General features: G+C 64.4%; 23 protein-coding genes. 13 read left to right on the forward strand and 10 right to left on the reverse strand.

Annotated features, from left to right (window positions below):
* Nucleotides 1-524: 524 nt before the first annotated feature.
* Complete coding sequence (locus F4U95_RS17710; RefSeq protein WP_150426562.1) at nucleotides 525-2,012, forward strand: lipopolysaccharide biosynthesis protein; 1,488 nt, start codon at nucleotides 525-527, stop codon at nucleotides 2,010-2,012.
* Nucleotides 2,013-2,034: 22 nt separating this feature from the next.
* On the opposite strand, the gene F4U95_RS17715 is transcribed toward F4U95_RS17710, so the two are convergent.
* Entirely contained in the window at nucleotides 2,035-2,460 is a 426-nt protein-coding gene (locus tag F4U95_RS17715; RefSeq protein ID WP_120251398.1) for a CBS domain-containing protein, read from the reverse strand.
* 73 nt (nucleotides 2,461-2,533) lie between these two features.
* Between F4U95_RS17715 and F4U95_RS17720 the strand changes: the two genes are divergently transcribed.
* Both F4U95_RS17720 and F4U95_RS17725 read left to right on the forward strand, forming a co-directional pair.
* A complete protein-coding gene (locus F4U95_RS17720; RefSeq protein WP_150426563.1) occupies nucleotides 2,534-2,833 on the forward strand; it encodes a hypothetical protein in 300 nt (99 codons plus the stop codon).
* The gene (locus F4U95_RS17725) at nucleotides 2,829-3,218 is read left to right on the forward strand and encodes an acyl-CoA thioesterase (protein WP_150426645.1); all 390 of its coding nucleotides are present in this window, start codon (nucleotides 2,829-2,831) and stop codon (nucleotides 3,216-3,218) included. Before F4U95_RS17720 ends, F4U95_RS17725 begins: the two co-directional genes overlap by 5 nt.
* An 85-nt stretch (nucleotides 3,219-3,303) precedes the next feature.
* Here F4U95_RS17725 and F4U95_RS17730 read toward each other — a convergent pair whose 3' ends face one another.
* The 6 genes from F4U95_RS17730 to hisS all read right to left on the reverse strand — a co-directional run bounded on the left by F4U95_RS17730 (nucleotide 3,304) and on the right by hisS (nucleotide 11,113).
* Nucleotides 3,304-4,875: a DUF4139 domain-containing protein gene (locus F4U95_RS17730; protein ID WP_150426564.1), complete on the reverse strand. Its 1,572-nt coding sequence runs from the start codon at nucleotides 4,873-4,875 to the stop codon at nucleotides 3,304-3,306.
* A gap of 16 nt (nucleotides 4,876-4,891) precedes the next feature.
* The gene (locus F4U95_RS17735) at nucleotides 4,892-6,328 is read right to left on the reverse strand and encodes a DUF4139 domain-containing protein (RefSeq protein WP_150426565.1); all 1,437 of its coding nucleotides are present in this window, start codon (nucleotides 6,326-6,328) and stop codon (nucleotides 4,892-4,894) included.
* Nucleotides 6,329-6,478: 150 nt separating this feature from the next.
* A complete protein-coding gene (locus tag F4U95_RS17740) occupies nucleotides 6,479-7,483 on the reverse strand; it encodes a DUF4167 domain-containing protein (RefSeq protein WP_150426566.1) in 1,005 nt (334 codons plus the stop codon).
* A gap of 309 nt (nucleotides 7,484-7,792) precedes the next feature.
* On the reverse strand, nucleotides 7,793-8,614 hold the full coding sequence (gene prmC, locus F4U95_RS17745; protein ID WP_150426646.1) for a peptide chain release factor N(5)-glutamine methyltransferase: 822 nt from the start codon (nucleotides 8,612-8,614) through the stop codon (nucleotides 7,793-7,795).
* Between the two features lie 142 nt (nucleotides 8,615-8,756).
* Nucleotides 8,757-9,851: a peptide chain release factor 1 gene (gene prfA / locus F4U95_RS17750; RefSeq protein WP_120251393.1), complete on the reverse strand. Its 1,095-nt coding sequence runs from the start codon at nucleotides 9,849-9,851 to the stop codon at nucleotides 8,757-8,759.
* Nucleotides 9,851-11,113 (reverse strand): histidine--tRNA ligase, encoded by a 1,263-nt coding sequence (hisS, locus tag F4U95_RS17755; protein WP_150426567.1) that lies wholly within the window; start codon nucleotides 11,111-11,113, stop codon nucleotides 9,851-9,853. Before hisS ends, prfA begins: the two co-directional genes overlap by 1 nt.
* Nucleotides 11,114-11,255: 142 nt before the next feature.
* Between hisS and F4U95_RS17760 the strand changes: the two genes are divergently transcribed.
* Both F4U95_RS17760 and ppa read left to right on the forward strand, forming a co-directional pair.
* The gene (locus F4U95_RS17760) at nucleotides 11,256-13,175 is read left to right on the forward strand and encodes a M61 family metallopeptidase (protein WP_150426568.1); all 1,920 of its coding nucleotides are present in this window, start codon (nucleotides 11,256-11,258) and stop codon (nucleotides 13,173-13,175) included.
* A 38-nt stretch (nucleotides 13,176-13,213) separates the two neighbouring features.
* Nucleotides 13,214-13,753 carry an inorganic diphosphatase gene (gene ppa / locus F4U95_RS17765; protein WP_150426569.1) on the forward strand — a complete coding sequence of 180 codons (540 nt, stop codon included), beginning with the start codon at nucleotides 13,214-13,216 and terminating at the stop codon, nucleotides 13,751-13,753.
* A 101-nt stretch (nucleotides 13,754-13,854) separates the two neighbouring features.
* Here the strand turns inward: ppa and yczR are convergent, their stop codons facing one another.
* Nucleotides 13,855-15,330 carry a MocR-like transcription factor YczR gene (yczR, locus tag F4U95_RS17770; RefSeq protein ID WP_484588294.1) on the reverse strand — a complete coding sequence of 492 codons (1,476 nt, stop codon included), beginning with the start codon at nucleotides 15,328-15,330 and terminating at the stop codon, nucleotides 13,855-13,857.
* An 82-nt stretch (nucleotides 15,331-15,412) separates the two neighbouring features.
* On the opposite strand from yczR, the gene yczE reads away from it, so the two are divergent.
* Both yczE and F4U95_RS17780 read left to right on the forward strand, forming a co-directional pair.
* On the forward strand, nucleotides 15,413-16,024 hold the full coding sequence (gene yczE, locus F4U95_RS17775) for a membrane protein YczE (protein ID WP_150426571.1): 612 nt from the start codon (nucleotides 15,413-15,415) through the stop codon (nucleotides 16,022-16,024).
* A 140-nt stretch (nucleotides 16,025-16,164) separates the two neighbouring features.
* The gene (locus F4U95_RS17780; protein WP_150426572.1) at nucleotides 16,165-17,352 is read left to right on the forward strand and encodes an NHL repeat-containing protein; all 1,188 of its coding nucleotides are present in this window, start codon (nucleotides 16,165-16,167) and stop codon (nucleotides 17,350-17,352) included.
* A gap of 4 nt (nucleotides 17,353-17,356) precedes the next feature.
* Here F4U95_RS17780 and F4U95_RS17785 read toward each other — a convergent pair whose 3' ends face one another.
* Nucleotides 17,357-17,845, reverse strand: coding sequence for a hypothetical protein (locus F4U95_RS17785; protein WP_150426573.1), 489 nt, complete (start codon nucleotides 17,843-17,845; stop codon nucleotides 17,357-17,359).
* Nucleotides 17,846-17,932: 87 nt separating this feature from the next.
* On the opposite strand from F4U95_RS17785, the gene gyrB reads away from it, so the two are divergent.
* From gyrB to F4U95_RS17805, 4 genes are read left to right on the forward strand one after another with little or no spacing between them, the layout of a single operon-like run.
* On the forward strand, nucleotides 17,933-20,434 hold the full coding sequence (gyrB, locus tag F4U95_RS17790) for a DNA topoisomerase (ATP-hydrolyzing) subunit B (protein ID WP_150426574.1): 2,502 nt from the start codon (nucleotides 17,933-17,935) through the stop codon (nucleotides 20,432-20,434).
* Between the two features lie 3 nt (nucleotides 20,435-20,437).
* The gene (locus F4U95_RS17795) at nucleotides 20,438-21,010 is read left to right on the forward strand and encodes a DNA-3-methyladenine glycosylase I (RefSeq protein ID WP_150426575.1); all 573 of its coding nucleotides are present in this window, start codon (nucleotides 20,438-20,440) and stop codon (nucleotides 21,008-21,010) included.
* Nucleotides 21,007-21,525 (forward strand): membrane-like protein, encoded by a 519-nt coding sequence (locus F4U95_RS17800; protein ID WP_150426576.1) that lies wholly within the window; start codon nucleotides 21,007-21,009, stop codon nucleotides 21,523-21,525. The genes F4U95_RS17795 and F4U95_RS17800 overlap by 4 nt, the downstream gene beginning before the upstream one ends.
* A gap of 41 nt (nucleotides 21,526-21,566) precedes the next feature.
* Nucleotides 21,567-22,301: a DJ-1/PfpI family protein gene (locus F4U95_RS17805; protein WP_150426577.1), complete on the forward strand. Its 735-nt coding sequence runs from the start codon at nucleotides 21,567-21,569 to the stop codon at nucleotides 22,299-22,301.
* 3 nt (nucleotides 22,302-22,304) lie between these two features.
* Here the strand turns inward: F4U95_RS17805 and F4U95_RS17810 are convergent, their stop codons facing one another.
* Nucleotides 22,305-24,716 carry a ligase-associated DNA damage response DEXH box helicase gene (locus F4U95_RS17810; RefSeq protein WP_150426578.1) on the reverse strand — a complete coding sequence of 804 codons (2,412 nt, stop codon included), beginning with the start codon at nucleotides 24,714-24,716 and terminating at the stop codon, nucleotides 22,305-22,307.
* 156 nt (nucleotides 24,717-24,872) lie between these two features.
* On the opposite strand from F4U95_RS17810, the gene F4U95_RS17815 reads away from it, so the two are divergent.
* Nucleotides 24,873-25,070: a hypothetical protein gene (locus F4U95_RS17815; protein ID WP_120251382.1), complete on the forward strand. Its 198-nt coding sequence runs from the start codon at nucleotides 24,873-24,875 to the stop codon at nucleotides 25,068-25,070.
* A gap of 141 nt (nucleotides 25,071-25,211) precedes the next feature.
* Complete coding sequence (locus F4U95_RS17820) at nucleotides 25,212-26,561, forward strand: cystathionine gamma-synthase family protein (protein ID WP_150426579.1); 1,350 nt, start codon at nucleotides 25,212-25,214, stop codon at nucleotides 26,559-26,561.
* Nucleotide 26,562: the final 1 nt, after the last annotated feature.

The raw sequence follows: 26,562 nt of genomic DNA on the forward strand, positions 1-26,562 counted from the left end.
GCCGCCAGCGTTCGTTCTGAGCCAGGATCAAACTCTCAAGTTTGATGTCCGATACGTGCCAGCCGGAATAGGGCCAACACATACCGCTCATTTTCAGGAGCCATTCCTGCACAATATATTCTAGTGGAATATACTGAGACATATGAACGATCCACCAGGCAAATGCCCGACAGACCCCTATAAGGAACGGCCTAATTTAACCGATCACATGACGCCTGAAAGCCGCCACAGACCGGAGCCGCCGCCCACATGTCCCTTCATCTAACCGACAATGTCAAAGAACCACCGACAAGTTTTGGCGGACAACCGTCCAACCCCTTCCTTGCGTCTGGGGGAACAGTGTCCGTCTATGTTGGCGACCGTCAAGTCCAGCGCCGCAGTGGCGTCGTCCCGTCCGGTGAAAAGCCCTCTAGGTGGGTCAGCCCGAACCGTCAAACCCTTTTTGCATTTTTGTTTCACATTTTTTTGGAGGTTAGCCGATAAAGCCTAATCCACGGCGCTATAGGGACAGGAATGGTAACCCAATGACATTGCAGGATGCCGACGCGAATGACGCGGGTTTCGGCGCACGCATCAGGAGTGCCATCTTCTGGCGATCGGGCAGCCAGATCTTGTCGCAGATGATGAGCTGGGTCGTGACGCTGGCCGTCATCCGGCTGCTCGACCCCAAGGATTATGGCCTGTTCGCCATGACCCAGGTGATATTGAATTTCGCCACCTTCCTGAACGGCTATGGGCTGGTGAGCGCGCTCGTGCAGTCGGACAAGGTCGAGCCGCACCGGTTGCGGCAGGCCTTTACCATCATGCTGTTGCTCAATGGCGCGCTGGCCCTGCTGCAACTGGCGATCGCGCCGCTGGCCGCCGATTATTATGCGCAGCCGATGGTCGCCGACCTGCTGCGGGTGCAGGCCCTGCTCTACCTATCCACGCCCTTCATTTCCGTGCCCGAGGCGATCATGGGCCGGGCGCTGGATTTCAAGCGGCCGGCTCTGGTCAACCTGATCGCGGCGATCGCGTCCGCCGCGATGGCGCTGACCGGCGCGCTGTCGGGATGGGGCGTGTGGACTTTGGTGTGGGCGCCGATCGCGGGTTTCTGGGTCAAGGCGGTGGGCTATGTCATCGCCACCGGCTTCAAGCCCGTCCCCAGTTTCGATTTTCGCGGCACCGGCGCAATGGTCGCCTATGGCGCGTCGCTGCTGGGCGGCCAGCTGTTCTGGATCGTGCAGAGCCAGGCCGATATCTTCATCGGCGGTCGGGTGCTGGAGCCGCATCAGCTGGGCCTCTATGCCGAAGCGCTGTTCCTGACCCAGATTTTCGTCAGCAAATTCGTGCCGCCGCTCAACGACGTCGCCTTCCCCGCCTATGCGCGGATGCAGAAGGATGTGAGCCGGGTAGCCTGGTCCTTCTGCAAGGCGGTAAAGCTGCTGCTGCTGCTGACCTGTCCCATTTACCTGGGCATGGCGGTGACGGCGGAGCCGCTGGTCGAGACTTTGTTCGGGCAGAAATGGCTGGAAATGGCGCCCTTCGTCGCGATCCTGGCGCTGGCCATGCCCTTCATGACTTTACAGGTGATGTTCGCGCCGGTCAGCAATGCGCTGGGCCGGCCCGGCACCACCGCGCGGGTCGCGGCGGTCGGTGCGGTGCTGATGCCGGTCGCTTTCCTGATCGGCATCCAGTTCGGCGCGATCGGGCTGGCCTGGGCCTGGCTGGCGGCTTTCCCCGTGCTGACAGGCGTGACCGCATGGCTGGCCGGCGGGCCGATGGGATTGCGATTCGCCGATCTGATTCGCGCCGCGGCGCCGGGCTTGGGATGTGCCGTGCTGATGGCCGGCGTGGTGATGATCGTCGATCGCCTGTTGCCGCCGCTGGCTGCGCCAGCGCGGCTTGGCATATTGGTGCCGGCGGGCGGACTGGCCTTCCTCGCCGCGCTGATGCTGTGCGCACGAGGGACGGTGAGGGAGTTGGTGGCATTGGTGGTTCGCCGGGCGCCGCCGGTGCAGGCGCCCGCGTAAAGCGAGCGCCCTGCCGTCTTCCTCACGCCGTCTGAATATAGTCGCGCAGCGAGGCGGCTTCCGATTCGATGCTGTCGATGCGATATTTGACGAGGTCGCCGATCGAAATCATGCCCACCAGCGCGCCGTCGACCACCACAGGCAGATGGCGGATGCGCCGCTTGGTCATCAGCGACAGGCCGTGGATGACGGGCGTATCGTCGGCGATGGTGATGGCGGGCGTGGTCATCACTTCCCCCACGCTGTGGTCCAGCGCCGCCGGTCCGTCCTTCGCGACGCGATAGACGAGGTCGCGTTCGGAGAAGATGCCGACCACCTGGCCATTGTCGACCACCGGAACGCAGCCGATTCGTCGGTCCGCGAGCAGTTGCACGACGGATTGCACGCTATCGTCCGGATGCACGCTGATGACGTCGTTCTTGCCCTGCAAAATCGCTGCGATGGTCATGACCACTCTCCATTGTCTGAGACATTTCCCATGGACGCTTGATGATCCCACTTTCGACGCGCAAAATAAAGGGATGACGCGCAAACAGGCCCTGGACGATCCACTTATTGCCGCGACCGCCTGGGCGCGGTTCCGGCGCATCATGGCGTGGATGGCGTTGGGGGGCGCATTGTGCGTCGGGATCGCGCTGTTCTTCCTGCATCAGCGGTCGGGCGAACTGCCAATACATATGGTGATCGCGACGATTTTGGGCGTATGGCTGACCTTCATGCTGGGCACCGGATTGATGGCGCTGTCCTTTCTGTCCAGCGGGACCGGGCATGACGAACAGGTGATGGACAGGGCGAAGGACGAGGTGCCGCTTGACGATTGAGACAGAAACCGGCGCGGATCGGGGCGAGGTGGTGTTGCGGCTGGTCCCGCATCTGACCGACATCAACGCCAATGGCCATATTTTCGGCGGCTGGGTACTCAGCCAGATGGACATTGCCGGCGGCATCGTCGCGGCGCGGATCGCGCAGGGCGCCGTGGCCACCGTGGCGATCGAGAGCATGACGTTCATCACGCCGATCCTGCTGGGCGATGTCGTGTCCGTCTATGCGACCGAAGAGCGGCGCGGACGCACGTCGGTTGCGATCCGCATCGACGTGGTGGCGACGCGCGGCATCGGGATGGAGGAAGTGGTGCTGACCAGCGGCGTCTATACGTTCGTCGCGCTGGACGCGCAGCATCGGCCGCGACCATTGCCGGTGGTCTGAGTTTCTGAAGCAGGGTGACGTCAGCGCCGCCTTAGCGGCTTCTCGACTTTGCTCGAAGCGAACGGATCTTGGTGGTGTGGCTTGCTTACTGCCGCAGCGCTTCGCGGTAGGACCAGGCGATCTTGTCGTTGGCGGGCACCGTCACGCGCCAGATCCAGTCGTTGCCGCGCCTTTCCATGTCGGACGGGCGCGGGCTGATGTTATGGGGGATGGTGACTTCCGCCAGAATCGGGAAGGGGCGAGCGTTGCTGAGCGTCAGGGTCCAGTCGCGGCTCTTGCGCGATTTTGCAGTCGTGCGTGCGCCGAGGCGGACGTCCGGGCTGACGGTCAGGTCATAATCGACGCGTTCACCCTCCGCCTTGTCGCCGATATCGGCTTCGCCGGCCAGCAGGCGCATCCCCGCGATGGGTTCGAACACGGCGACCTGGCCCGATGGCATGGCAAGGCCAAGCCCGTCTTCCTTGCGATTCTGCAAGCGTAGCCGCAGCGTCATCGGCCGCATGTCGCCCGTGCCGTCACCATAGCCGATAGTCGCGGCATAGAGGCGTTCGACCTTCACATCCGACTGGCGGAGCAGCGCGACCTGCTTCTGCGCCTTGGCCGCGACATCGACGGTGACTGGCACGCGATAGAGTTTGAGGTCGCCGATATCTTCGGGTGGAGGCGGCGGTGGTGGGGGAGGAGGCGGTGGTGGGGGCGGGGGCGCTGCCACCGGCATCGGTACGAACAGACGATTCGTGCTGCGTTGCGCCGTCACCATGATTTCCTGCGCGCCGTCCATCATCATCGGTTCGGCCTGCTGGACTGGGAAGAGTTCCCACGCCGGATGGGTGCTGGTGATGTCCATCGGCCAGCATTGCAGGCGCAGCGGGCCGCCGGTCGAGCGGGGCCGTACGCCGCGGCGTTGCTTGTTGGGCTGACCAGCGATGACGTTCAACTGCGCGTCGGCAAAGCCGGTGACGCCGCCATTGGCGACCGTCAGCCAGGCCATCAGGTCGAGAGTTTTGCCATCCTCCTTCATGTCGGCGACATAGTTGGCGGCCCAGTCGAACCCTTCGGCCAGATAGGTGAGTTCGAGCCGCGCGCGGGTGGGCCGGTCGCTGCTCGCGATCACCGACAGGGTCGGGCGCGGCGACAGGTCGGCGGGCGCGCGAGGATAGAGCATGCGTTCGGGCAGGCCGCTGCACCCCAGCGCCTCATAACCCTGCGCCGTCTGAACGATGACGCCGCCCATCGGCCCGGCAGAGATGATCGCCTCCTGCTCCGTCACCTTGCCGGTCTTGCGATCGGTGCGGCGCAGGGTGACGCTGCGCTTGAGATAGGCGTCGACCAGTCCGGCGGGCGAGAGGAGGCGGGCGTCGCGATTCTTTTCGCGAACGCCGCGCGGCATGCCGGCCAGGATCGCGGTTTCGGGCATCAGCCCTTCGGCGACGCCCTCGAACCGGATCGTCGATTCGCCCTGAGGCAGGTCCACGTCGCGAATCTCGGTGACGAGCGCATAGCCGCCCGGCCAGTTGCGGTTGATCGCCCCCTTTGCCCGGCCCGGTGCGCGATAGACGGTGACGGATACCGAATCGGCGCGCGGGGAAACGACCGTGCCGGCCTGAACCGGCAGCGCGATCGCCCAGAAGAGGAAGAAGATCAGGAGTCGCGACACGCGGGCGCCGTTCCGGTCAGTAGCGCGAATCGAAGGTGACGCTGAGGTCGACCGTGCCGTTGGCGGGCACCGGGACACTCCATTCCATCCGGTCGGCCGAGACGCGCTTTCCCTCCAGACTTTGCCCCCCCGGACTCTGGCCCCCCAGACTCTGGGCAGTGACGCGGGTGTCGCCCCACAGGCCCTGTTGCGCCAGGTCGATCGTCACCGCTTCGGGCCGGGCGTTGGTCAGCGTGTAGCGCATCCTGGTTTCCCAACGGCTGCCGCCCTTTTTCGTGCGCTGCTCCACGGTCGGGCGGACCTTGACGTCGAAGGCTTCGCCGGTGCGCAGCGCCATGGACGACCCCATCGGCGTATGGTCGATGCTGTTTTCGCCGATGAATTGCGGATTGCCGCGCGCGTCGCGCATATACACGCGGATCGTGCCGGCGGGGAGTTGATCGCCCAGCCCGCCATCCTTGGATGTCGAGAATTTGAGCACGCTCGACGCGCTCATCGGTTCGGCGGAACTGCCGAGCCAGCCATTGACATATTCATAGGTGGCGCGGGCCGGGGCGCCCTTCACATCGAGGAAGCTGACCTGTTTCTGCTGGGCGTTGGCGATCGTGGTGCGGGCGGCCAAGGGGTAGAGATAATAGTCGCCCAGCCGTTCGCGCGGGCCGCTTTCGGTGCCCGCCTGGTCGATCGCGCCGCTCGACCCCTGCCACCAGTTGGAGCGGCCACCGCCATTGGCCGGATTGCCGGCGACAAGAATCGTCTTCGCATTGGTAAAGGTCGTGCCGGTATTGTTGGTGAGCGTGACCCAGCCCTGCATGTCCATCGCGCCCTTCGCCGCGTCGAACAGGGCGACATAATCGGCGGTCCAGCCCAGATTGGGCGTGAGGTAGGAGAGGCGGGCGGGGACTGTACCGGCGCGATCCGCCTGCACCGTGACCGACAGGGTCGGGCGCGCGCGCAGATTGGCGGGCACCCGGTCGAATATGACACGCACCGGCAGGCCGTCGTCGCGCAACACCTCTATCCGGGTGCCGATTTGCAGCACGATGCCGCCATTGGCCGCCAATATCTTCGCCCGCTCCCGCGTTTCCGCGCCGGTCGCAGGATTGGTGCGCACCAGAGTCACCTCCTGCCCGACCGCCTTGTCCATCAGCTTGTCGGGGGAGAGGAGGTCATAGTCGAAATTCTGTTCGACGATGGCGAGGCCGGGGCCGGACAGGTTGACCGTTTCGGGGCGGATGCGGGCGGACACGTCGGGAAATTCGATGCGGTTGCGGCCGGCGGTCATCAGCAATTGCCGGTCGTCCTGCACCAGCGACTGGCCGCCATTATAGATGGTGACGGCCACATCGCCCTGCGCCGTGGCGCCGGTAGGGTCGGCTGCGCTCTGGCCCTGGGCCAAGGCGGAGGCGGGGAGGGCGGTCAGCAGCAGGGACAGCAGGTGCGCGGCTTTCATCGGCAACTCTCCAGATATGTGAAGACCTTCTGCCGGATTGCGAGCCAGTTGCAAAGCCGGGTTTGCCATGTCGCCGCGAAAAGATGCGCGCCACGAAAAAGGGGGCGGCACCTGATGGCACCGCCCCCCTGTTTTTCATTTGCCGATCGCTTATTCGGCGGCTTCGGTCGCCGCGCGGGGACGACGGGTGCGCTTCTTGGGCGCTTCCTCGGCCGTTTCGGCATCATTGTCGGCACGGGCGATCGAGGGCGGCAGAACCGCCAGATCGAAACCCTCATTGCTTTCCTCGACCACGACCTTGCGCGGGCGACCGCGACGGGCGCGGGGCGCTTCAGCCTCGGCAGCGTCCGGGGCGGCGGTGGCAGCAGGCTGCGCTTCGGCGCGCGGACGGATCTGCGCTTTGGGCTTGGGCGCGGGCTGCGGCGCGTCGATCGCCGGATTGCCGACCGGGCCTTCTACGCCCATTTCCTGCTGTGGCGCGTCGCCATCCGCCACGAAGCGGTCGCGACGGGGACGGTCGCGGCGGTCGTTGTTGCGCGGGCCACGGCCATCACGATTGTCGCGCTGATGATCGCGCGGCTCGCGGGCTTCACGGCCTTCTTCCTGACCCTGACCCTGACCCTGGCCCTGGCCCTGGCGATCGGCGCGATCGCGCGGGGCACGATCATATTGGCCCTGATCGCGCTGACCTTGTTCGCGCTGGCCCTGATCACGTTGCCCCTGTTCGCGCGGGGCGCGGTCATATTGGCTCTGGTCTCGCGGCGTGCGGTCATATTGCGGCTGCGCGTCGGTGCGGAAATCGTCATTGCCGTCGAAGCCGGTGTCGAAATCGTCACCATCCTCGTCGAAATTGCCTTCTTCACGAGGGCGGTAGCGCTGCTGCTGCTCCTCCTGACGGGCGCGGTTGTCGGCGAGCACGCGGAAATAATGATCGGCAAATTGCAGATAATATTCGGCATTGACCCGGTCGCCCGCCATCTGGGCATCGCGCGCCATATTCTTGTATTTCTCAAGAAGCTGGGTCGCGTTGCCGCGTGCGCGGTTGTCGATGCGGTTACCGTTGTCGCCACCGCCCCGATTGTTGCTGTTGGGACGTCCGTTGTTATTATTGTTCCGGCCGCGATTGCGGCGACCGGCCTGCCGGTTGTTGATCAAGATATGATCCTTGCGTTCGCTATGACAAAATTCACTGAAAACACTGTTCAGTCGCCATCCCCAAGCACAGCCTGCTCTTCAGGCCGTATACGGCTCCGCCAGGCATGATCCTTCGGATCATTCCCCCAGCTGCCACCGGCGCCTGCGCAGCGAGCGCCGTCATGACTATAAGGAGCAGAAAATCGGCCTTTTCTATCAACGATCTAAACGATCATGTCACAAGATAGAGCCGTTCCTGTAGTCGATGTAATGGCTTTCCACGGATAAACCAAGCAATTTTCGCTTGTCCGATGGTAAATCAACCCTTGTTCAGGCGGGATGGGTGGCGATGAGGCAGCGATCATGCCCCGCCAGATCGTGACGGACGGCGACGACAAGCCCCTGTTCGTGCAGCAGGGCCGAGACGCTGTCCTTCTGATCATAGCCGATTTCGATCGCCGCCATGCCGCCCGGCGCGATCAGGCGCGGCAGGTCGGGCGCGATGCGGCGATAATCGTCCAGGCCATCGGCGCCGGCAAAGAGCGCGCTGGCCGGCTCGCGCAGCACGTCGCCCGACAAAGCGAGGTCGGCGACGATATAGGGCGGATTGATGAGCAGCAGGTCGAAGGGGCCATCCACGCCCTGCGCCCAGTCGCCGAGGCGGAAGGCGGCGCGGTCCGCCATGTCCAGCCGCGCCGCATTGCCCTGCGCCACGGCGAGGGCGGGGGGAGAGGCATCTATGCCCAGCCCGCTCGCCTGCGGCCATTGCGCAAGCGCGGCGAGCAACAGCGCGCCGGAGCCGGTGCCGAGGTCGAGGATGGTGGTGGGCGCGCGGCCGGCAAAATGATCGACCGCAGCTTCGATCAGCGTTTCGCTGTCCGGGCGGGGGATCAAGGTGTCGGGCGTGACGGTCAGGCTGATCGTCCAGAAATCGCGCATGCCGGTGATATGGGCGATCGGTTCGCCATCCAGCCGGCGAGCGATCAGGGCGGCGAAGGCTTCGGGGGCGGTCAGGTCACGCTGGCGCAACAGCATGTCGCCGCGCGAGAGGCCCAGCGCATGGGCCATCAACAGTTCGGCGTCGAGGCGAGCGGTGTCGCTTGCGACGGCGAGTTGGACAGTGGCCGCGCGCAGGGCGTCGGGGATGGTCATCATCGCCCCTCCCTTCCAGGGAGGGGCTGGGGGTGGGTCGCGAGCGGAGCGAGCATATCTTTTAGCTGAAAGGTTGAGACGCCGCTACGCGGCGCACCTACCCCCTGCCCCCTCCCTGAGAGGGAGGGGGTAAGAAGGGGCTTCAATTCACGCCGTCCAGCTGGGCCAGCCGTGCCGCTTCATCCTCCGCGACCAGCGCGTTGATGACTTCCGACAGGCCCGGTCCTTCGAGGATTTCGGGCAGGCGGTGCAGGGTCAGGTTGATGCGGTGATCGGTGACGCGGCCCTGCGGGAAATTATAGGTGCGGATGCGTTCGGACCGATCGCCCGACCCAACCATCGCCTTGCGCGCGCCGGCCTGTTCGCTGTGGGTGCGTTCGCGTTCGGCTTCGTAGATGCGGGCGCGCAGCACCTGCATCGCCTTCGCCTTGTTCTTGTGCTGCGACCGTTCGTCCTGCTGCGTCACCACGATGCCGCTGGGAAGGTGGGTGATGCGCACGGCGGAATCGGTGGTGTTGACGTGCTGGCCGCCAGCACCCGATGCGCGGTAAATGTCGATCTTGAGGTCGCTATCGGCGATCTGGACGTCCACTTCCTCCGGTTCGGGGAGGATGGCGACGGTCGCCGCGCTGGTGTGGATACGGCCGCCGCTTTCGGTCGCGGGGACGCGCTGCACGCGGTGGACGCCGCTTTCGAATTTCAGCTTGGCGAAGACCCCGGTGCCGTTGACGCTGGCGACGACTTCCTTGAACCCACCCTGTTCCGACGCATTGGCGGAGAGCAGTTCCATCTTCCAACCCTGCGCATCGGCATAGCGCTGATACATGCGGAAGAGGTCGCCGGCGAACAAAGCCGCTTCGTCGCCGCCGGTGCCGGCGCGGATTTCCAGCATGGCGGGGCGTGCATCGGCCGCATCGCGGGGCAGCAGCTGCAGCGCCAGCGCCCGTTCGGCATCGGGCAGCTGACTGCGGATCAGCTGCATTTCCTCCTGCGCCATTTCGCGCATCAGCGGATCTGCATCCGGATCGTTGCCGCCACCGGCCATCACGTCGAGCGCGGCCAGTTCCTGCCGCAGGCGGCGCACTTCATGCGCGGCGCGGGCGACCGGTTCGATCTCCGCATATTCCTTCGACAGCCGTACGAACGCTTCGGGCGCCAGGTCGGCGCGCGTCATCGCCGCCTGCACCTCGTCCCGGCGCGCCTCGATCTGCGCGATGCGTTCGGCGGAAATGTGCATCAGAGCGCCGTGACCGTCCCGATCAAGGCATCCAGCCGCACGGCCTGCTGCTCGCCGGTACCCAGGTTACGCACGGCAGCCTCCCCCTTTGCCAGTTCGTCGTCGCCCAGGATGATGGCCCAGGCTGCGCCCGACGCATTGGCGCGCTGCATCCGCTTCTTCATATTGCCGCGATAGCCCATGTCGCAGGCGACACCGGCACGGCGCAGATCGGCGATGATGCCGGTCGCCTTCGTTTCGGCGGCTTCGCCCATGGGGATCAGCACCACAGTCGGCTTGTCGATGGCGGGCATGTCGATCAGCATCGCCAGCCGTTCGATCCCCGCCGCCCAGCCGACCGCCGGGGTGGAAGGACCACCCAGATTTTCGATCAACCCGTCATAGCGGCCGCCGCCCAGCACCGTGCCCTGCGCGCCGAGCCGGTCGGTGATGAATTCGAACGCGGTGTGGCGATAATAATCGAGGCCGCGCACCAGCCGGGCATTGCGTTCCCAGGCCACGCCGGCAGCGTCGAGGCCGCTCGTCACCTTTTCGAAGAAGCTGCGCGCCTCGTCGGTGAGGTAAGCGTCGATATCCGGTGCGCTGTCGGCGACCGGGCGGTCGCGCGGATCCTTGCTGTCGAGGATGCGCAGCGGGTTCTTGGCCAGCCGTTCCACGCTGTCTTCCGACAGTTGATCCTTATGCGCCTCGAAATGCGCGATCAGCGCGGCGCGCCAGGCGTCGCGGCTCGGCCCGTCGCCCAGCGTGTTGAGGTTGAGCGTCACGCCGTCGGACACGCCCAGTTCCTTCAGCAACTGGTCGGCCAGCACCAGCAGTTCGACGTCCGCACCCGGTTCGCCCGCGCCGAGGATTTCGGCGTCAAGCTGATGGAACTGGCGGAAGCGGCCCTTTTGCGGGCGTTCGTAGCGGAACAATGGCCCGTGGGTCGCGACCTTGAGCGGCGCAAATTGCTGCCAGCCTTCGGTGATATAGGCGCGGCTAATGCCGGCGGTAAATTCGGGGCGCAGGGTGATGCTGTCGCCGCCGCGATCCGTAAACGTGTACATCTCCTTCGAGACGACGTCGGTGCTTTCGCCCAGCGACCGCGCGAAGACGGCGGTGGATTCGAACACGGGCACTTCAACCCGCTGAAAACCGTAGAGTTTGCGCACCCGGTCGAACGTCGCGACCACATGGGCGAACCGCTCCGCAAACGCCTCGGCCGTGCCGCCCAACATGTCCTGTGTGCCGCGTACCGGACGCGGGGTTTCGATCTTCGCCATGGGGCAGCGCCTTTAACGGCAATTCACCCCCTTGGAAACGCGCTTTTTATGGGCGCCCATCAGGGGGTGGACGCCGCCGTCCTCCCTCGCCATGCTAAAGGCATAAGGGCTGTCCGGCCCCGCCAAACTTCTGGAGACCTTCATGATCCGCAGCATCGCTGCCGCCCTTTGCCTTTCCACGGCCATTGCCAGCCCCATTTTCGCGCAGGACGCAATCCGGTCCAAGCCGACCGCCCTGCCCGTCGACAGCGGCGCACCTGCACCAAAGGACATCCCCTATCCGGGCGGCACCATCAAGCTGGAGGTCGATGCGACCGATACCGTCCAGCGCATCTTTCGCGTGAAGGAAACCATCCCGGTCGCTGCGGCCGGTCCGTTGACGCTGATGATGCCCGCCTGGCTGCCGGGCAATCATGCGCCGCGCGGGCAGATCGAAAAGCTGACCGGCCTGACCTTTACCGTCAATGGCCAGACCGTCGCGTGGAAGCGCGATCCGCTGAACGTCTTCGCCTTCACCATCGACGTGCCGCAGGGCGCGACCGAAGTCGTCGCGCAATTCCAGTTCCTGTCCGCGACCCAGCCCAATCAGGGCCGTGTGGTGGTGACGCCCAAGATGCTGAATATCCAATGGGAAAGCGTGTCGCTCTACCCGGCCGGATACTATACCCGCCAGATCCCGATCCAGCCGACCGTGACCTATCCCGCCGGCTGGCAGGCGGCGACCGCGCTGCGCGGCACGAAGAGCGGCAATGCCGTTGCCTATGAAACCATCGACTATGAAGCGTTGCAGGATTCGCCGGTGTTCGCCGGCACCCATTTCAAGGCGGTGGACCTGGGCAGCAATGTGACGCTGAACCTGGTCGCCGACGATGCCGACGAACTGGACTATAAGCCCGAGCAGATCGCCAAGCACAAGAAGCTGGTCGCCGAGGCCGGCTCGCTGTTCGGCACCTATCATTTCAATCACTACGACTTCCTGCTGGCCATCACCGACGAAATGGGCGGCATCGGGCTGGAGCATCATCGTTCTTCCGAGAATCAGGTCGAGCCGGGCTATTTCAAGAGCTGGGACAAGGGCGAGGCGTTGCTGGACCGCAACCTGTTGCCGCATGAATTCACCCATAGCTGGGACGGCAAATTCCGCCGCCCCGACCTTTTGTGGACGCCCGATTTCAACGTGCCGATGCAGGATAATCTGCTGTGGGTCTATGAAGGGCAGACGCAATTTTGGGGTTATGTGCTGGGCGCACGGTCGGGCATGTTCAGCAAGCAGGAAACGCTGGACGCCTATGCCCAGATCGCGGCCAAGCTGGACACGGCGGTCGGTCGCCAATGGCGTGCCATGGAGGACACGACCCTCGATCCCGTCATCTCCGCCCGCCGGCCCAAGGGCTGGACCAGCTGGCAGCGGTCGGAGGATTATTACAACGAAGGCCTGATGATCTGGCTGGAGGCCGACGCGATCATTGCCAAGGCGACGCGCGGCAAGAAGGGCCTCGATGATTTCGCCAAGGCTTTCTTCGGCATCAATCCGGGCGATTGGGGGCAGGTCGTCTATAATCGGGGCGACGTGATCAAGACGCTGAACGATATCGCGCCCTATGACTGGGCCGGTTTCTTCCAGAAATATGTCGACAGCACGACCAAGGAAACGCCCAAGGGCGGCTTCATCCTGGGCGGGTACAAGCTGGTCTATGGCGAAGAGCCGGGCGCGATCACCAAGGCGGCCGAGGGCGCCAACAAGATGGTCGATCAAAGTTTCGGCATCGGCGCGATCGTCAAGAATGACGGCGAAGTCAGTGGCGTCATCTGGGACAGCGCGGCGTTCAAGGCCGGTCTGGTGACGGGTGCCAAGATCCTGGCGGTCAATGGCGACGAGTTTTCGGGCGACGTGTGGAAGGCCGCGATCAAGGCCAAGACGACGGTCCAGATCATCCTAAAGCAGGACAAGTATTATCGCACTTTGACACTCGATTATTCAGGTGGCCTGCGCTATCCGCGCCTGGAAAAGACGGGAGAGGGTGAAGGCAGCCTCGACAAGCTGCTCAAAGCCAGAACCTAAAGCCATCCACAACGCAACATGAAGCAGAAGGCGTTTCCATGAACATCGAACTGATCCCGGTCGGCGACGATCCGCCAAACAGCCTGAACGTCATCATCGAAGTCCCCGTCGGCGGGGAGCCGGTGAAATATGAGTTCGACAAGGCCAGCGGCGCGCTGTTCGTGGACCGCATTCTGCACACGCCGATGCGCTATCCGGCCAATTACGGCTTCGTCCCGCACACGCTGTCACCCGATGGCGATCCGCTGGACGCGCTGGTCATCGCCCGTTCGCCCTTCGTCCCCGGCTCCGTCGTGCGCGCGCGCCCGATTGCCGTGCTGAACCTGGAAGACGAAGCGGGCGGCGACGAAAAGCTGGTCTGCGTGCCGGACGACAAGACCTTCCCTTATTATTCCAATATCAGCGAGAAGGACGACCTGCCCGGCATCGTCATGGAGCAGATCGAGCATTTCTTCACCCACTATAAGGATCTGGAAAAGACCAAGTGGGTGCGCATCGGTACCTGGGGCGGGGCGGAAGACGCCAAGCAGATCACGCTGGAAGCGATCGAACGCTACAAGGCGAGCAAGACGGCGTAAGGCTTACGTCTTCGTGAAATGGAATGGCCGGGTGGAGCGATCCATCCGGCTTTTTTGTTGCGCAACATGTTCCCCGGCGAAGGCCGGGGCCCAGCACCATCTTAAATCAATCGATCCGCGTCCAGCGCCATGGCAAGGGAATCGCGGCCCTTGGGCATGCGGGCGTGGAGGCGGGCGTCGGCCTCGACCAGGCGTTCCACCCCGGCCTCCAGCTGATCTTCGGGCAGGGTGAAGGGGAGGCGCATGAAGCGTTCGAAGGCGCCGCTGACGCCGAAGCGCGGGCCGGCGGCGATGCGGACACCTAGACTTTCGGCCAGCGCGGCCAGCGCCGTCGCCTCCGCGCGCGGCAATTCGGCCCAGAGCGACAGGCCGCCCGCCGGCGATTCGACCCGCCAATGGGGCAAACGCCGTTCGAGCAATCCCAGCAGATGGTCGCGCCGTGCCCGCAACATGCCGGCCCGTTCGCCAAGGCCCACATCGGCGTCGATCAATTGCGCGACGGCGATCTGCTCCACAACCGGGCTGGCCATGTCCATCGTCGTGCGCAGGCGGCCGAGCGCCGCGACCGTCTGCGGATCGGCGCGAATCCAGCCGACGCGAAGACCGCCCCAGAAGATCTTGCTGGCCGATCCAAGTGTGATGACCTGCCGCCCAGACGGATCGTGCATGGCCACGGGCGGTGGCGGCGCGAAATCGAGGCCCATGGCCACCATCGTTTCATCGACGATCAACGGCGTGTGGCTGCGCGTGGCGGCGGCGACCAGCGCGCGGCGGGTGGCCGGGTCCATGCTGCGCCCGGTCGGATTGTGGAAATCGGCGATGACATAGGCGAAACGGGGGCTGGTTTGCCGGAAGGCCGCCTCCATGGCGTCGACATCCCAGCCCTGCGCGGGCAGGCCGACCGGCACCGGCACGACATGGGCGCGCTGTAACGCCTGAATCGCATTATGATAGGTCGGGTGGTCGATCACCACCCGGTCGCCCGGCCCGGCCAGCCATTTGAGCAGCAGCGAAAAGCCCTGCTGCGCGCCGTTGGTGACCATGATCTGATCGGGATGGGTGGGGCAGCCGCGCCGTTCATAATGGGCGGCGATTGCGCGGCGCAGCACAGCGATGCCCAGCGGATCATAGCCCAGATCGCCCAGATAGGCCGGCAGCGCCTCCACCGCATGCGCATAGGCGCGCGCAACGCCGGGCGCGGCGGGCAGGGCGGCATGGGTCCAGTTGAGCAAATTGCCGCTGCTGCCCCCGATATCGCGTTCATCCGGCGGCATGTCGCCATTGCCGGCGGGCAGACGCGTGACGCTGCCCGATCCCTGCCGGCTTTCGAGATAGCCTTCATCCCGCAGCCGGTCGAAGGCGGCAGCGACGGTGGTGCGGGAAAGGCCGAGCGCAGCGGCCAGTTCGCGCTCGCCCGGCAGGCGGACGTTGAGTCCCACGCGCCCGTCCAGCACCAGCATCCGCAATGCCTGCGCCAGTTGGCGATAGGCGGGTTCCGCGCTGTCCTTCGCACGCCAGGCGCCCAGCAGGCGGAGGAGGGACGGGGGACGGAGGAGCGAAGTGGACATGGCGGTCATTCCGGACTCAGGGATAATGCGATGCCATTTATGCCAGATTGGTCCTTTTGGAAAAGGCCAATTATGCGGAATAAGCCCTTCCATGATGTACCGCCTCCACGCCCTTCGCTTTTGGCAGCTCTTCTGGGGCCTTTGCCTCTACGGCTTTTCCATGGCGCTGATGCTGCGCGCCAATCTGGGCCTGTCGCCCTGGGATGTGCTCAATCAGGGTCTGGCCCCGCGCCTGGGCCTCAGCTTCGGCATGACGGTCAATCTGATCGGCGCGGTCGTGCTGCTGCTCTGGTGGCCACTTCGGCAGCGGCCGGGCATCGGCACGATCGCCAATATCGTTGTGATCGGCACGGTGGTGGACCTGTCGCTGGCGATCCTGCCGACGCCGGAAGGCTATGCGATGCGTGGCCTGTGGCTGGTCGCCGGCATCATCCTCAACGGCATTGCCGGGGGCGCCTATATCGGTGCGGGTATGGGGCCGGGGCCGCGCGACGGACTGATGACGGGATTGTGCCGGCGCACCGGCTGGCCGGTCAAATGGGTGCGCACCAGCATAGAGGTCGCCGTGCTGACGATCGGCTGGATGCTGGGCGGCACGGTGGGGGTGGGCACCATTCTCTATGCCGCGACGATTGGCTGGATCGTGCATCACGCCTTGCCCTTCTTTCGAATTGCCCCGGCAGAGCGTCCGGCTCAGGCCTGAAGCGATGCCCCCTGACCGGCCGACACTTTCTATCGTCGGCCGGTCCTTTTCTCTTTGAAAATAGGGCATTTGGCCATTGACCGGAGTGGGCATACGGGCATGATCCGGCACATCTTCCCGATCAAGGAGCCTTCGTCCCCATGCGCCCCTTCCTCGCCGCCATCCTGATCCTGCCGCTGACCGCCGCGTCGGCACCGCCAGCGCCTACGCTCGCCCCGCTGACGTTCGAACAAGTGGCACCTACCGGCACGAAGATGCCTCGATTCAAGGTCGATGCCGCCTGGCCGGCCATGCCCGACGACCTGCTGCTGGGTCAGGTGAGCGGCGTGGCAGTCGGGCCGGACGATTCGGTCTGGGTCGTGCATCGACCCCATAGCCTGACCGCAACGGATACGGGCCTGGCTCAGACACCGCCCATCGCCGCCTGTTGCAAACCGGCGCCGCCGGTGGTGCGCTTCGGCAAGGATGGCCGCTATATCGGCGGCTGGGGCGGGGCGGCGATCGCGCCAACCATCGATGGCGTCAGCCAGTGGCCGAGCAGCCTGCATGGCATCTTCGTGGACAAGGCCGGCAGCGTCTGGTTCGGCGGCAATGGCAGCGGCGACCATGTGGTCATGAATTATAGTCCCGAGGGCCAGTTTATCCGCAGCTTTGGGCAGCGCGAGAAGACCGGTGGCAACGATGCGACCGACCAGCTGGGCAATCCGTCCGACGTCAATCATTCGGACGGCATGGTGCTGATGTCCGATGGCTATACCAACCGGCGCGTCATCGGCTTCGACGCCAAGACCGGCGGCTATAAGGGGCGATGGGGTGCCTATGGCAAGCCGCCCAGCGGACCGGTGCTGAAAGGGGCATTCGACCAAAGTCATGCCGTGGACCCCAGCCAGACGGCGGACCCGCAGGCCGCGATTTTCGGCAGCATCGTCCATTGCGTGGTGCCGACGAAGGACGGCCATCTCTATGTCTGCGACCGCAACAACAACCGTGCGCAGCTGTTCAAGCGGCAGAAGGATGGTGGCCTGACCTTCGTACGGGATGTCGCGGTGGCGCCGGAGACGGGCGGCACCCATACGGTTACCGACATCGCCTTCTCACCCGATCCGCAGCAGACCTATATGTATGTTGCGGACATGATGAACGGGCGCATCTGGATATTGGAGCGCAAGTCGCACAGGGTGCTGGGCGCGATCGGCCGGGTCGGGCGGCAGGCGGGGCAATTCACCTGGCTGCACAGCATCGATACCGACAGCGAAGGCAATATTTACGCGACGGAGGTGAATACGGGGCGGCGCGTGCAGAAGCTGGTGTTCACCGGGATCGAGTGATCCCTCAGCCCGCGATCGACCGTATATAGGCACTGGCGACCCAGCCGCTGGCGCAGGGACCGGCATAGGGCTGCTTGCGTTCCACGGGGGACGCGGCGCCGCAGTCCGATACGTCGCCGCCGTCTACAGGTGCAGGCACCACGACCACGCCCAGCCATTTCTGGTCGATGCTGCGCGTACATATCCATGCCCGTTGCCCCTCCGCCAGCAGGGCCAATGGCTTTGCATCGTCAAAGGGCGCTGCCCGCAGGGGAAGGCCACTTGCGCCGGCACGGGTTACCTGGCCGAGGCCGCCACACGCATCCATCCGGGCGCCATCTTCCCCGATCGTCACGGGTCGCGCGACCGGCGCATCCATGCGGCTTTCGGTCACGTCCGCGCGCGGGGCGCCGGCCAGCGAGCTGTTGGGCAATTCCTCGTAAACGTCATTGCTGCGCGAACAGCCCGCAAGGGCCAGCAGGGGCAGGATCAGCAAGGCAGGGACGATACGCATATAGGCCGTGATAGACTGCGCCGGATGCCAGCGGAAGGTGCCATGTTTCGCTTTAGTTTCATGGCGCCTTTCCCTATATGCTGGGTCATGAGCGAAGAACCCGTCAACACCCCCAACAGCAATGAATATGGCGCCGACAGCATCAAGGTGCTCAAAGGGCTGGATGCGGTCCGCAAGCGGCCGGGCATGTATATCGGCGATACCGACGATGGCAGCGGCCTGCACCATATGGTGTTCGAGGTCAGCGACAATGCGATCGACGAAGCGCTGGCGGGGCATTGCGACCTGATCACCATCACGCTGAACCCCGACGGGTCGGTCAGCGTCGAGGATAATGGCCGCGGCATTCCGACCGGCATCCACAAGGAAGAGGGCGTGTCGGCGGCCGAGGTCATCATGACCCAGCTGCATGCGGGCGGTAAGTTCGAAAATACCAGCGACGACAATGCCTATAAGGTGTCGGGCGGCCTGCATGGCGTGGGCGTGTCGGTGGTCAACGCGCTGTCGGAATGGCTGGACCTCAACATCTGGCGCGACGGCAAGGAACATTGGATGCGCTTCGCCTATGGCGATGCGACCGCGCCGCTGAAGATCGTGGGCGATGCGCCAGACGGCAAGAAGGGGACGCGCGTCACCTTCCTCGCCTCGACCGAGAAGGCGCCCGGCGACGGCGGCACCTTCAAGAACCAGATCGAGTTTGATTTCGAGAAGCTGGAGCATCGCTATCGCGAGCTGGCCTTCCTCAACAGCGGCGTGCGCCTGTTCCTGGTCGATGCGCGCCATGAGGAGAAGAAGGAAGTCGAGCTGTTCTACGAGGGCGGCATCGCGGCCTTCGTGAAATATCTGGACCGTAACAAGTCGGCCATGATGCCGGAGCCGATCGCGATTTCGGGCACCCGCGACGATGTGACCATCGACGTCGCGCTGGAGTGGAACGATTCCTATTATGAGAACGTGCTCTGCTTCACCAACAACATCCCGCAGCGCGATGGCGGCACCCATTTGGCCGCCTTCCGCGCGGCGCTGACCCGTACGCTCAACAATTATGCGGAAAAGTCCGGCGCGCTGAAGAAGGAGAAGGTGAGCCTTACCGGTGAGGATATGCGCGAGGGCCTGACCGCCATCGTGTCGGTCAAGCTGCCCGATCCCAAATTCAGCTCGCAGACCAAGGACAAGCTGGTCAGCTCCGAAGTGCGCCAGCCGCTCGAAAGCCTGATGGCCGACAAGATGGCCGAGTGGCTGGAAGAGAACCCCGCGCACGGCAAGATGATCGTGCAGAAGGTGATCGACGCCGCCGCCGCCCGTGAAGCCGCCAAGAAGGCGCGCGAACTGACCCGGCGCAAGGGCGCGATGGACATCGCATCGCTGCCCGGCAAGCTGGCCGATTGTCAGGAACGCGACCCCGCCAAGTCCGAACTCTTCCTGGTCGAAGGCGACTCGGCCGGCGGTTCGGCCAAGCAGGGCCGCAACCGGCATAATCAGGCGATCCTGCCGCTGAAGGGCAAGATCCTGAACGTCGAGCGCGCGCGCTTCGACCGGATGCTGTCGTCCAAGGAAGTCGGCACGCTGATCCAGGCGATGGGCACCGGCATCCGCGACGATTTCAACCTGGAAAAGCTGCGCTACCACAAGATCGTCATCATGACCGACGCCGATGTCGACGGCGCGCATATCCGCACGCTGTTGCTGACTTTCTTCTATCGGCAGATGCCGCAGATCATCGAGGGCGGGCATCTCTATATCGCCCAGCCGCCGCTCTACAAGGCGACGCGCGGCCGGTCCGAAGTCTATCTGAAGAACGAAGCCGCACTGGAGCAATATCTGGTCGACAATGGCGTCGAATCGATGGCGCTGGAAACCGGTGGCGGACCGCGCACCGGCGAAGACCTGCGCAGCCTGATCGAACATGCCCGCCGCATGCGCGCAGTGATGCGTTATGTGCCGCGCCGTTATAATCCCGCGATCATCGAGGCGCTGAGCCTGAACGGTGCGCTCGATCCCGAATTGTCGACGGATGCGCAGGCGCAGCGGCTGGCCGCGACCGTCGCCTGGATGGGCGCGCAGGACGCCGAAGGGCGCTGGACCGGCAGCGTCGCCGAAGAGGGCGGCTTCCACTTCCAGCGGCTGTGGCGCGGCGTCACCGACCATCATGTAATCGAGGCCGGCTTCGTCGGATCGGCCGAAGCGCGCAAGCTGCACAGCATCGCGGCCGAGGATGCCGGCAGCTATCTGACGCCCAGTCGCCTGATCACGGTCAAGGCGCTGGCGGCCGAGGCGAATGACGACGACTTGCCCGCCGCACCGACCAAGGGCGCGATGGTGACGCGGCCGAGCGAGTTGCTCGACGCGATCCTGACCGCCGGACGCAAGGGCCTCGCCATCCAGCGCTACAAGGGGCTGGGCGAAATGAACGCGGAACAGCTGTGGGAAACCACGCTGGACCCGGACAATCGCTCCATGCTGCGGGTCGAGGTCGAACAGGCGGACGTCGCGGATGAAATCTTCACGCGTCTGATGGGCGATGTGGTGGAGCCGCGCCGCGAGTTCATCCAGGACAATGCGCTCAACGTCGCCAATCTGGACGTTTGAGCCATGAGCGACGCCGCACTGCCACGCTGTAGCTGGGTGAGTGCGGCGGACCCGCTTTATTGCGCCTATCATGACGCGGAATGGGGCGTTCCGGAGCGTGATTCGCGCATGCTCTGGGAAATGCTGATGCTGGAGGGGTTCCAGGCGGGTCTGTCCTGGATCACCATATTGCGCAAGCGCGAGACGTTCCGCGCCGCCTTTGCCGGATTCGATCCGGACAAGGTGGCGGCGTATGACGACGCCGATATCGAACGGCTGATGGGCGATCCCGGCATCGTCCGGGCACGCGCGAAAATCGTGGCGACGATCCGGGGCGCACAGATTTTCTGCGCCATGCGCGATTCGGGCGAGGATTTTTCCGCTTATGTCTGGGCTTTCGTGGACGGCCAGCCGATCCGCAATGACGGGGTGCATTTCCCGGCCAAGACCGATCTGTCCGAAACGATTTCCAAGGATCTGAAAAAGCGCGGCTTCAAATTCGTCGGGCCGACCATCGTCTATGCCTGGATGCAGGCGATCGGCATGGTGAACGACCATGCGGTCGATTGCTTCCGCCGGGACGCCGTCGGCGCATGAGGGGAGCCTGGCTGCTTCTTCCATTAGCGCTGCTGGGCGGTTGCGGAGAGGAAGGCCCGGCCGCCAATAAGGCCGAAGCGACGCCGACGGTCGCTACACCGATCAACAATAGCGTCGCAAACGAAAGCAGCGCGCCGCTACCTGTGCCAGCACCCACGCCGCCGCGAGCCGAAGCCAAGCCTTTGGTTTCACGTGGAACACCGCCAGAGCGCCCAACGCCCGCCGATTATCAGGCGATCGGGACGGAGCCTTTCTGGGCGGTGACGGTGCGCGGGTCGACCGCCCTGTTGGAACGGCCGGACTATCGGCCGCTGCGATATAGCATCGTGCATGAACGCGATGACCGGGCGATTCGCTATCTGGGCGATGGCTTTGCGATGACCGCGACCGAGGGGCCGTGCAGCGATGGCATGAGCGATGCGATCTGGTCCGACCGGGTGCAGATCGCTTTTGGCGAAGGCACGCTGAAGGGCTGTGGTGGCATCCGAGAGGATATGCGGGAAGATTCGTTCTGATCGTTATGTCGATTGGAACGCCCGTCGAAAGGGACAAGAGCATGACCGTTGACGCATCCCGCCGTGATTTGCTGATCGCCGCTGCGACCCTAACGACGCTGAGCCTGTCCGGCGAGGCTGCCGCGCAGGTCAGCATCCAGCCGCCCGTAGCGCCCAGCGGCCCAAAGAAGAAGCTGGGCATGCTCTTGTTCGACGGGTTCGAACTGCTCGACGTGTTCGGTCCGCTGGAAATGTTCGGCATGTTGAAGGATCGCGTCGAAATCCTGATGATCGCGGACAAGGCTGGCCCGGTCAAAAGCGGGGCGGGGCCGCAGGCGGTGGCCGATTATGGCTTTGCCGATGCGCCGAAGCTGGACATCGTCATGATTCCCGGCGGTATCGGCACGCGGCGGGAAGTGAACAATCCCGCCTTCATGGAATCGGTCAAGGCCATCGCCCAGGCCACGCCACAGGTCGCGACGATCTGCACCGGGTCGGGCCTGCTGGCGAAGACCGGCCTGATCGACGGGGTGAAAGCGACGAGCAACAAGATGGCCTGGAAATGGGCGACGGCGCAGGGCGCCAAGGTGGCCTGGGTGCCGCATGCGCGCTGGGTAGAGGATGGCAAATATATCTCCTCATCCGGCATTTCGGCGGGGACGGACATGGCGCTGGGCCTGATCGCCAAGCTTTACGGGAAAGACATGGCCCATTGGGTCGCCCATCGCGCCGAATATCGCTGGAACGAGGATGCGACCGACGATCCGTTCGCAACCATGAACGGATTGGGCGGTTAGGGGTCAATCCACCCGCATCGCTTGCGCCACCAATGCCTCGGCCTCCATCAGCAGCGCATCTTCGGCCGCCGTCTGTGCGACATGTTCGCGGCCGATCAAGATCAGCAGCGGCACGGCGAGCGGACTGACCCGGTCCAGCGTCACATGCAGCATCGTCTGGCTCGCCCGGTCGATCAGGTCGCCCAGCCGCCCGACATCGGTCATGCGGGCGCGGGCATCGGCCCAGGCCGCCTTGAGCAGCAGATGGTCGGGCTGATATTTGCGCAGCACGTCGTAGATGAGGTCGGTCGAGAAGGTGACCTGCCGCCCGGTCTTGCGCTTGCCGGGATGCTGGCGCTCGATCAGGCCGGAAATCACCGCGACGTCGCGGAAGGCGCGCTTCAAAAGGCTCGACTGTTCGACCCAATCGACAAATTCATGGTCCAGAATATCGGCCGAGAAAAGACTGGCCGGGTCGGTGACGGGCTTTAGCCCATAGACCGCCAGCGCATAATCGTTGGACACGAAGCCGAGCGGCATCAGCCCCTGACTCTCCATTCGGCGGGTCAGCAACATGCCGAGCGACTGGTGCGCATTCCAGCCTTCGAAACTGTAGCAGATAAGATAATGGCGCCCCTCGTGCGGGAATGTCTCGACGAGGAGCTGGCCGGGCTGGGGCAGGGCGGAGCGTAGCTTCTGCATCTCCAGCCATTCGCGCACATCTTCGGGGAAGCGGTGCCAGGCACCGGGTTCGGCCAGAAACGCGCGGACCCGGTCTGCGAGGCGGGTGGACATGGCCATGCGTGTGCCGCCCCAGCTGGGGATCCGCGCCTGTTTCGATGTCGCGCGCACGGTCAGATCGGATGTATCCATCCGTACCACCTCCAACGCCATACCGGAGAAGAAGAAGCTATCACCGGGGCGCAACTGCGCGGCGAAGCCTTCTTCCACCGTGCCGAGCTTGCGCCCATTGGCGAAGCGCACGGCCAGCGCGGGCTGATCGACGATGATGCCGGCGTTCAGGCGATGCTGCTGGATGAAGCGGGGATGGGAGACACGCCAAGTCCCATCGGCATCCTGCGTCAGCCGCTTGAACCGGTCATAGGCGCGCAACGCATAGCCGCCGCCTTCGATGAAATGCAGCACATGGTCGAAGGCTTCGCGGGTCAGCGCGCTATAGGGCGTGGCCGATTGCACTTCCGCGAGCAATTCCTCCGCGCGGAAAGGTCCGGCGCAGGCCAGACCCATCACATGCTGGGCCAGCACGTCCAGGCTGCCGGGCCGAAAATCATCCGCATCGCGCTCGCCCGCCTCCACCGCGTCCAAAGCAGCGCGCGCCTCCAGATATTCGAAGCGGTTGCCGGGGATCAGGATCGCTTCGGATGCCATGTCGAGCCGGTGGTTGGCGCGGCCGATCCGCTGGAGCAGGCGCGAGCTGCCCTTGGGCGCCCCCATCTGAATGACGCAATCGACATTGCCCCAATCGACGCCAAGGTCGAGGCTGGCGGTCGCCACCAAGGCGCGCAGCTTGCCCGCCGCCATCGCCGATTCGACCTTGCGCCGCGCCTCGATCGACAGGCTGCCATGGTGGATGGCGATCGGCAGATTGGCGTCGTTGACCGACCAGAGTTCCTGAAAGATGAGTTCGGCCAAGCCGCGCGTGTTGCAGAAGACGAGAGTCGTCTGCCGCGCCTCAATCTCCGCCATCACCTGTTTTGCGGCATATTTGCCCGAATGCCCGGACCAGGGCACGCGGCCTTCGGGAATCAGGATAGCGACATTGGGTTCCGCGCCCGCTTCGCCCATCACCGGCGTCACGGTGTCGATATCGCCATCGGGTGCCAGCCAGGCGCGATAGGCGTCTACATCGGCGACCGTGGCGGACAGGGCGACGCGGCGCAGCGCGGGGTTGATCGCCTGCAACCGCGCCATGGAGAGGTTCAGCAGATCCCCGCGCTTTTGCGTGGCGAAGGCATGAACCTCATCGACGATCACCGTCTTCAGGTCCGAAAAAAGCAGGGCGGCGTCGGGATAGCTGAGCAGCAGCGAGAGCGATTCGGGCGTGGTCAGCAATATATGGGGAGGGCGGACGCGCTGCCGCGCCTTGCGATCGGATGGGGTGTCGCCGGTGCGCGTCTCCACGCTGATGGAAAGGCTCATTTCCTCGATCGGCGTCAGCAGGTTGCGCCGCACATCGACCGCCAGCGCCTTCAGGGGCGAGACGTAGAGCGTGTGCAATAGATCGGTCGGGTTGCGGATCAGGTCGGCCAGACTGGGCAGGAAACCCGCCAGCGTCTTGCCAGCGCCGGTGGGAGCAACCAGCAGCGCATGGTCGCCACTCTCCCCCGCCGCCAGCATATCCATCTGATGCCGGCGCGGGCGCCAGCCGCGCGCGGCGAACCAGCTTTCGATGATGGCGGGAAGGGCAGCTGGCATCCACTGGATGTAGGGTGCCTTGTCCTTCCTGTCATCGTCCCTGCTTTGCCATGGCGTTGCGGCCATGTTAGATTGCGCGTCATCATTCCGGACCGCGCAACTCCCCACGGGATCAGGCGTATAGGGTTGTCGCGCAGCACGCCTTATGGAGAGATCATGACCGAGAAAATCAGCCCCCAAGCGGCGCCCGATATTTTTTTCGACATCTGGTTCATGCCGGCTGCCTTTTGGACCCAATGGTGGGGCTTTTATGCCCAGACGCTCAATGTCGGACGCTTCCTGCCGCCGCATGAGCCGCTCGGCGCGGACGGCGCGCCGGTGGATGTCGAGGTGGAGGAAGGGCTGGTCGCCTGATGCGCGGTGGGCCCATGCGCGGAATAATCATATAGCGGCAGGAAATAATCTTACGCTCTTTCTCTGGCTCTTTGCCGGCGCCCTGCGTTACACTCCTGCCCATGACAGCGGCGCACAGACGCCGCCAGCAGGAGATATGATATGACCGGCGACACGCCCGATTTCACCCCCGATTTTAACGAAGCCGACCTGACCGGTGTGGAGGCCCCGCGCAACCGCCGCCGCCCCAAGGCCCCGATCATGGAGATTGACGGCCGCAAGCTGAAGCCAGCCACGCTGATGATGGGCCATGGCTATGACCCGACCCTGTCGGAAGGCTCGCTCAAGCCGCCGATCTTCCTCACCTCCACCTTCGCCTTCGAAAGCGCCGCTGCGGGCAAGCGCCATTTCGAAGGCGTGACCGGCATTCGTCCCGGCGGATCGGAAGGGCTGGTCTATTCGCGCTTCAACGGGCCGAATCAGGAAATTTGCGAGGATCGCCTGTCGGTATGGGAGGAGGCGGAGGATGCCTTGCTCTTTTCCAGCGGCATGTCGGCCATCGCCACCACCCTGCTGGCGCTGGTGCAGCCGGGCGACGTCATCGTGCATAGCGCGCCGCTCTATGCCGCGACCGAATCGCTGATCGGCCGGATCCTCGGCAAGTTCGGCGTGCAATGGATCGACTTCCCCGCCGGCGCGACCGAGGATGAGATTGGCGCCGCGATCGAGAAGGCGAATGGTCTGGGTCGCGTCGCCTTGCTCTATCTGGAAAGCCCGGCCAATCCGACCAATGTTCTGGTCGATCTGGAGGCGGTGGTCGCGCGGCGCGACTCGCTATTTTCGGGCGAGGAACATGTCCCGCCGATCGCGATCGACAATACGTTTCTGGGTCCGCTGTGGCACAAGCCGATCGCCCATGGTGCGGACCTCGTCATCTACAGCCTCACCAAATATGCCGGCGGACATAGCGATCTGGTCGCGGGTGGGGTGCTGGGTAGCAACGCGCTTATCAACAGCATCCGCCTGATGCGCAACACGATCGGCACCATCCTCGATCCCCATAGCGCCTGGATGCTGTTGCGCAGCCTAGAGACGCTGGAATTGCGGATGAGCCGGGCCGGCGAGAATGCGGAGAAGGTCTGCACCTGGCTGAAGGACCAGCCGCAGGTGGAGAAGGTCGTCTATCTGGGCTTTCCGGAGACGGAGAGGCAGGCGGACATCTATCGCCGCCACTGCACCGGCGCGGGATCGACCTTCTCGCTTTACCTCAAGGGCGGAGAGGCGGAGGCCTTCGCTTTCCTCGACGCGCTCAAGATCGCCAAGCTGGCAGTGAGTCTCGGCGGGACCGAGACGCTGGCCAGCCATCCTGCCGCCATGACCCATTTGTCGGTGCCGGCGGAGCGCAAGAAAGCGCTGGCGATCGGCGACAATATGGTGCGCATATCGATCGGTTGCGAAGATGCGGACGATCTGATCGCCGACTTCGCTCAGGCTTTGCGGCAGATCGGCTGAG

The organism is Sphingobium limneticum, assembly GCF_008710165.1.
Lineage (GTDB): Bacteria > Pseudomonadota > Alphaproteobacteria > Sphingomonadales > Sphingomonadaceae > Sphingobium > Sphingobium limneticum.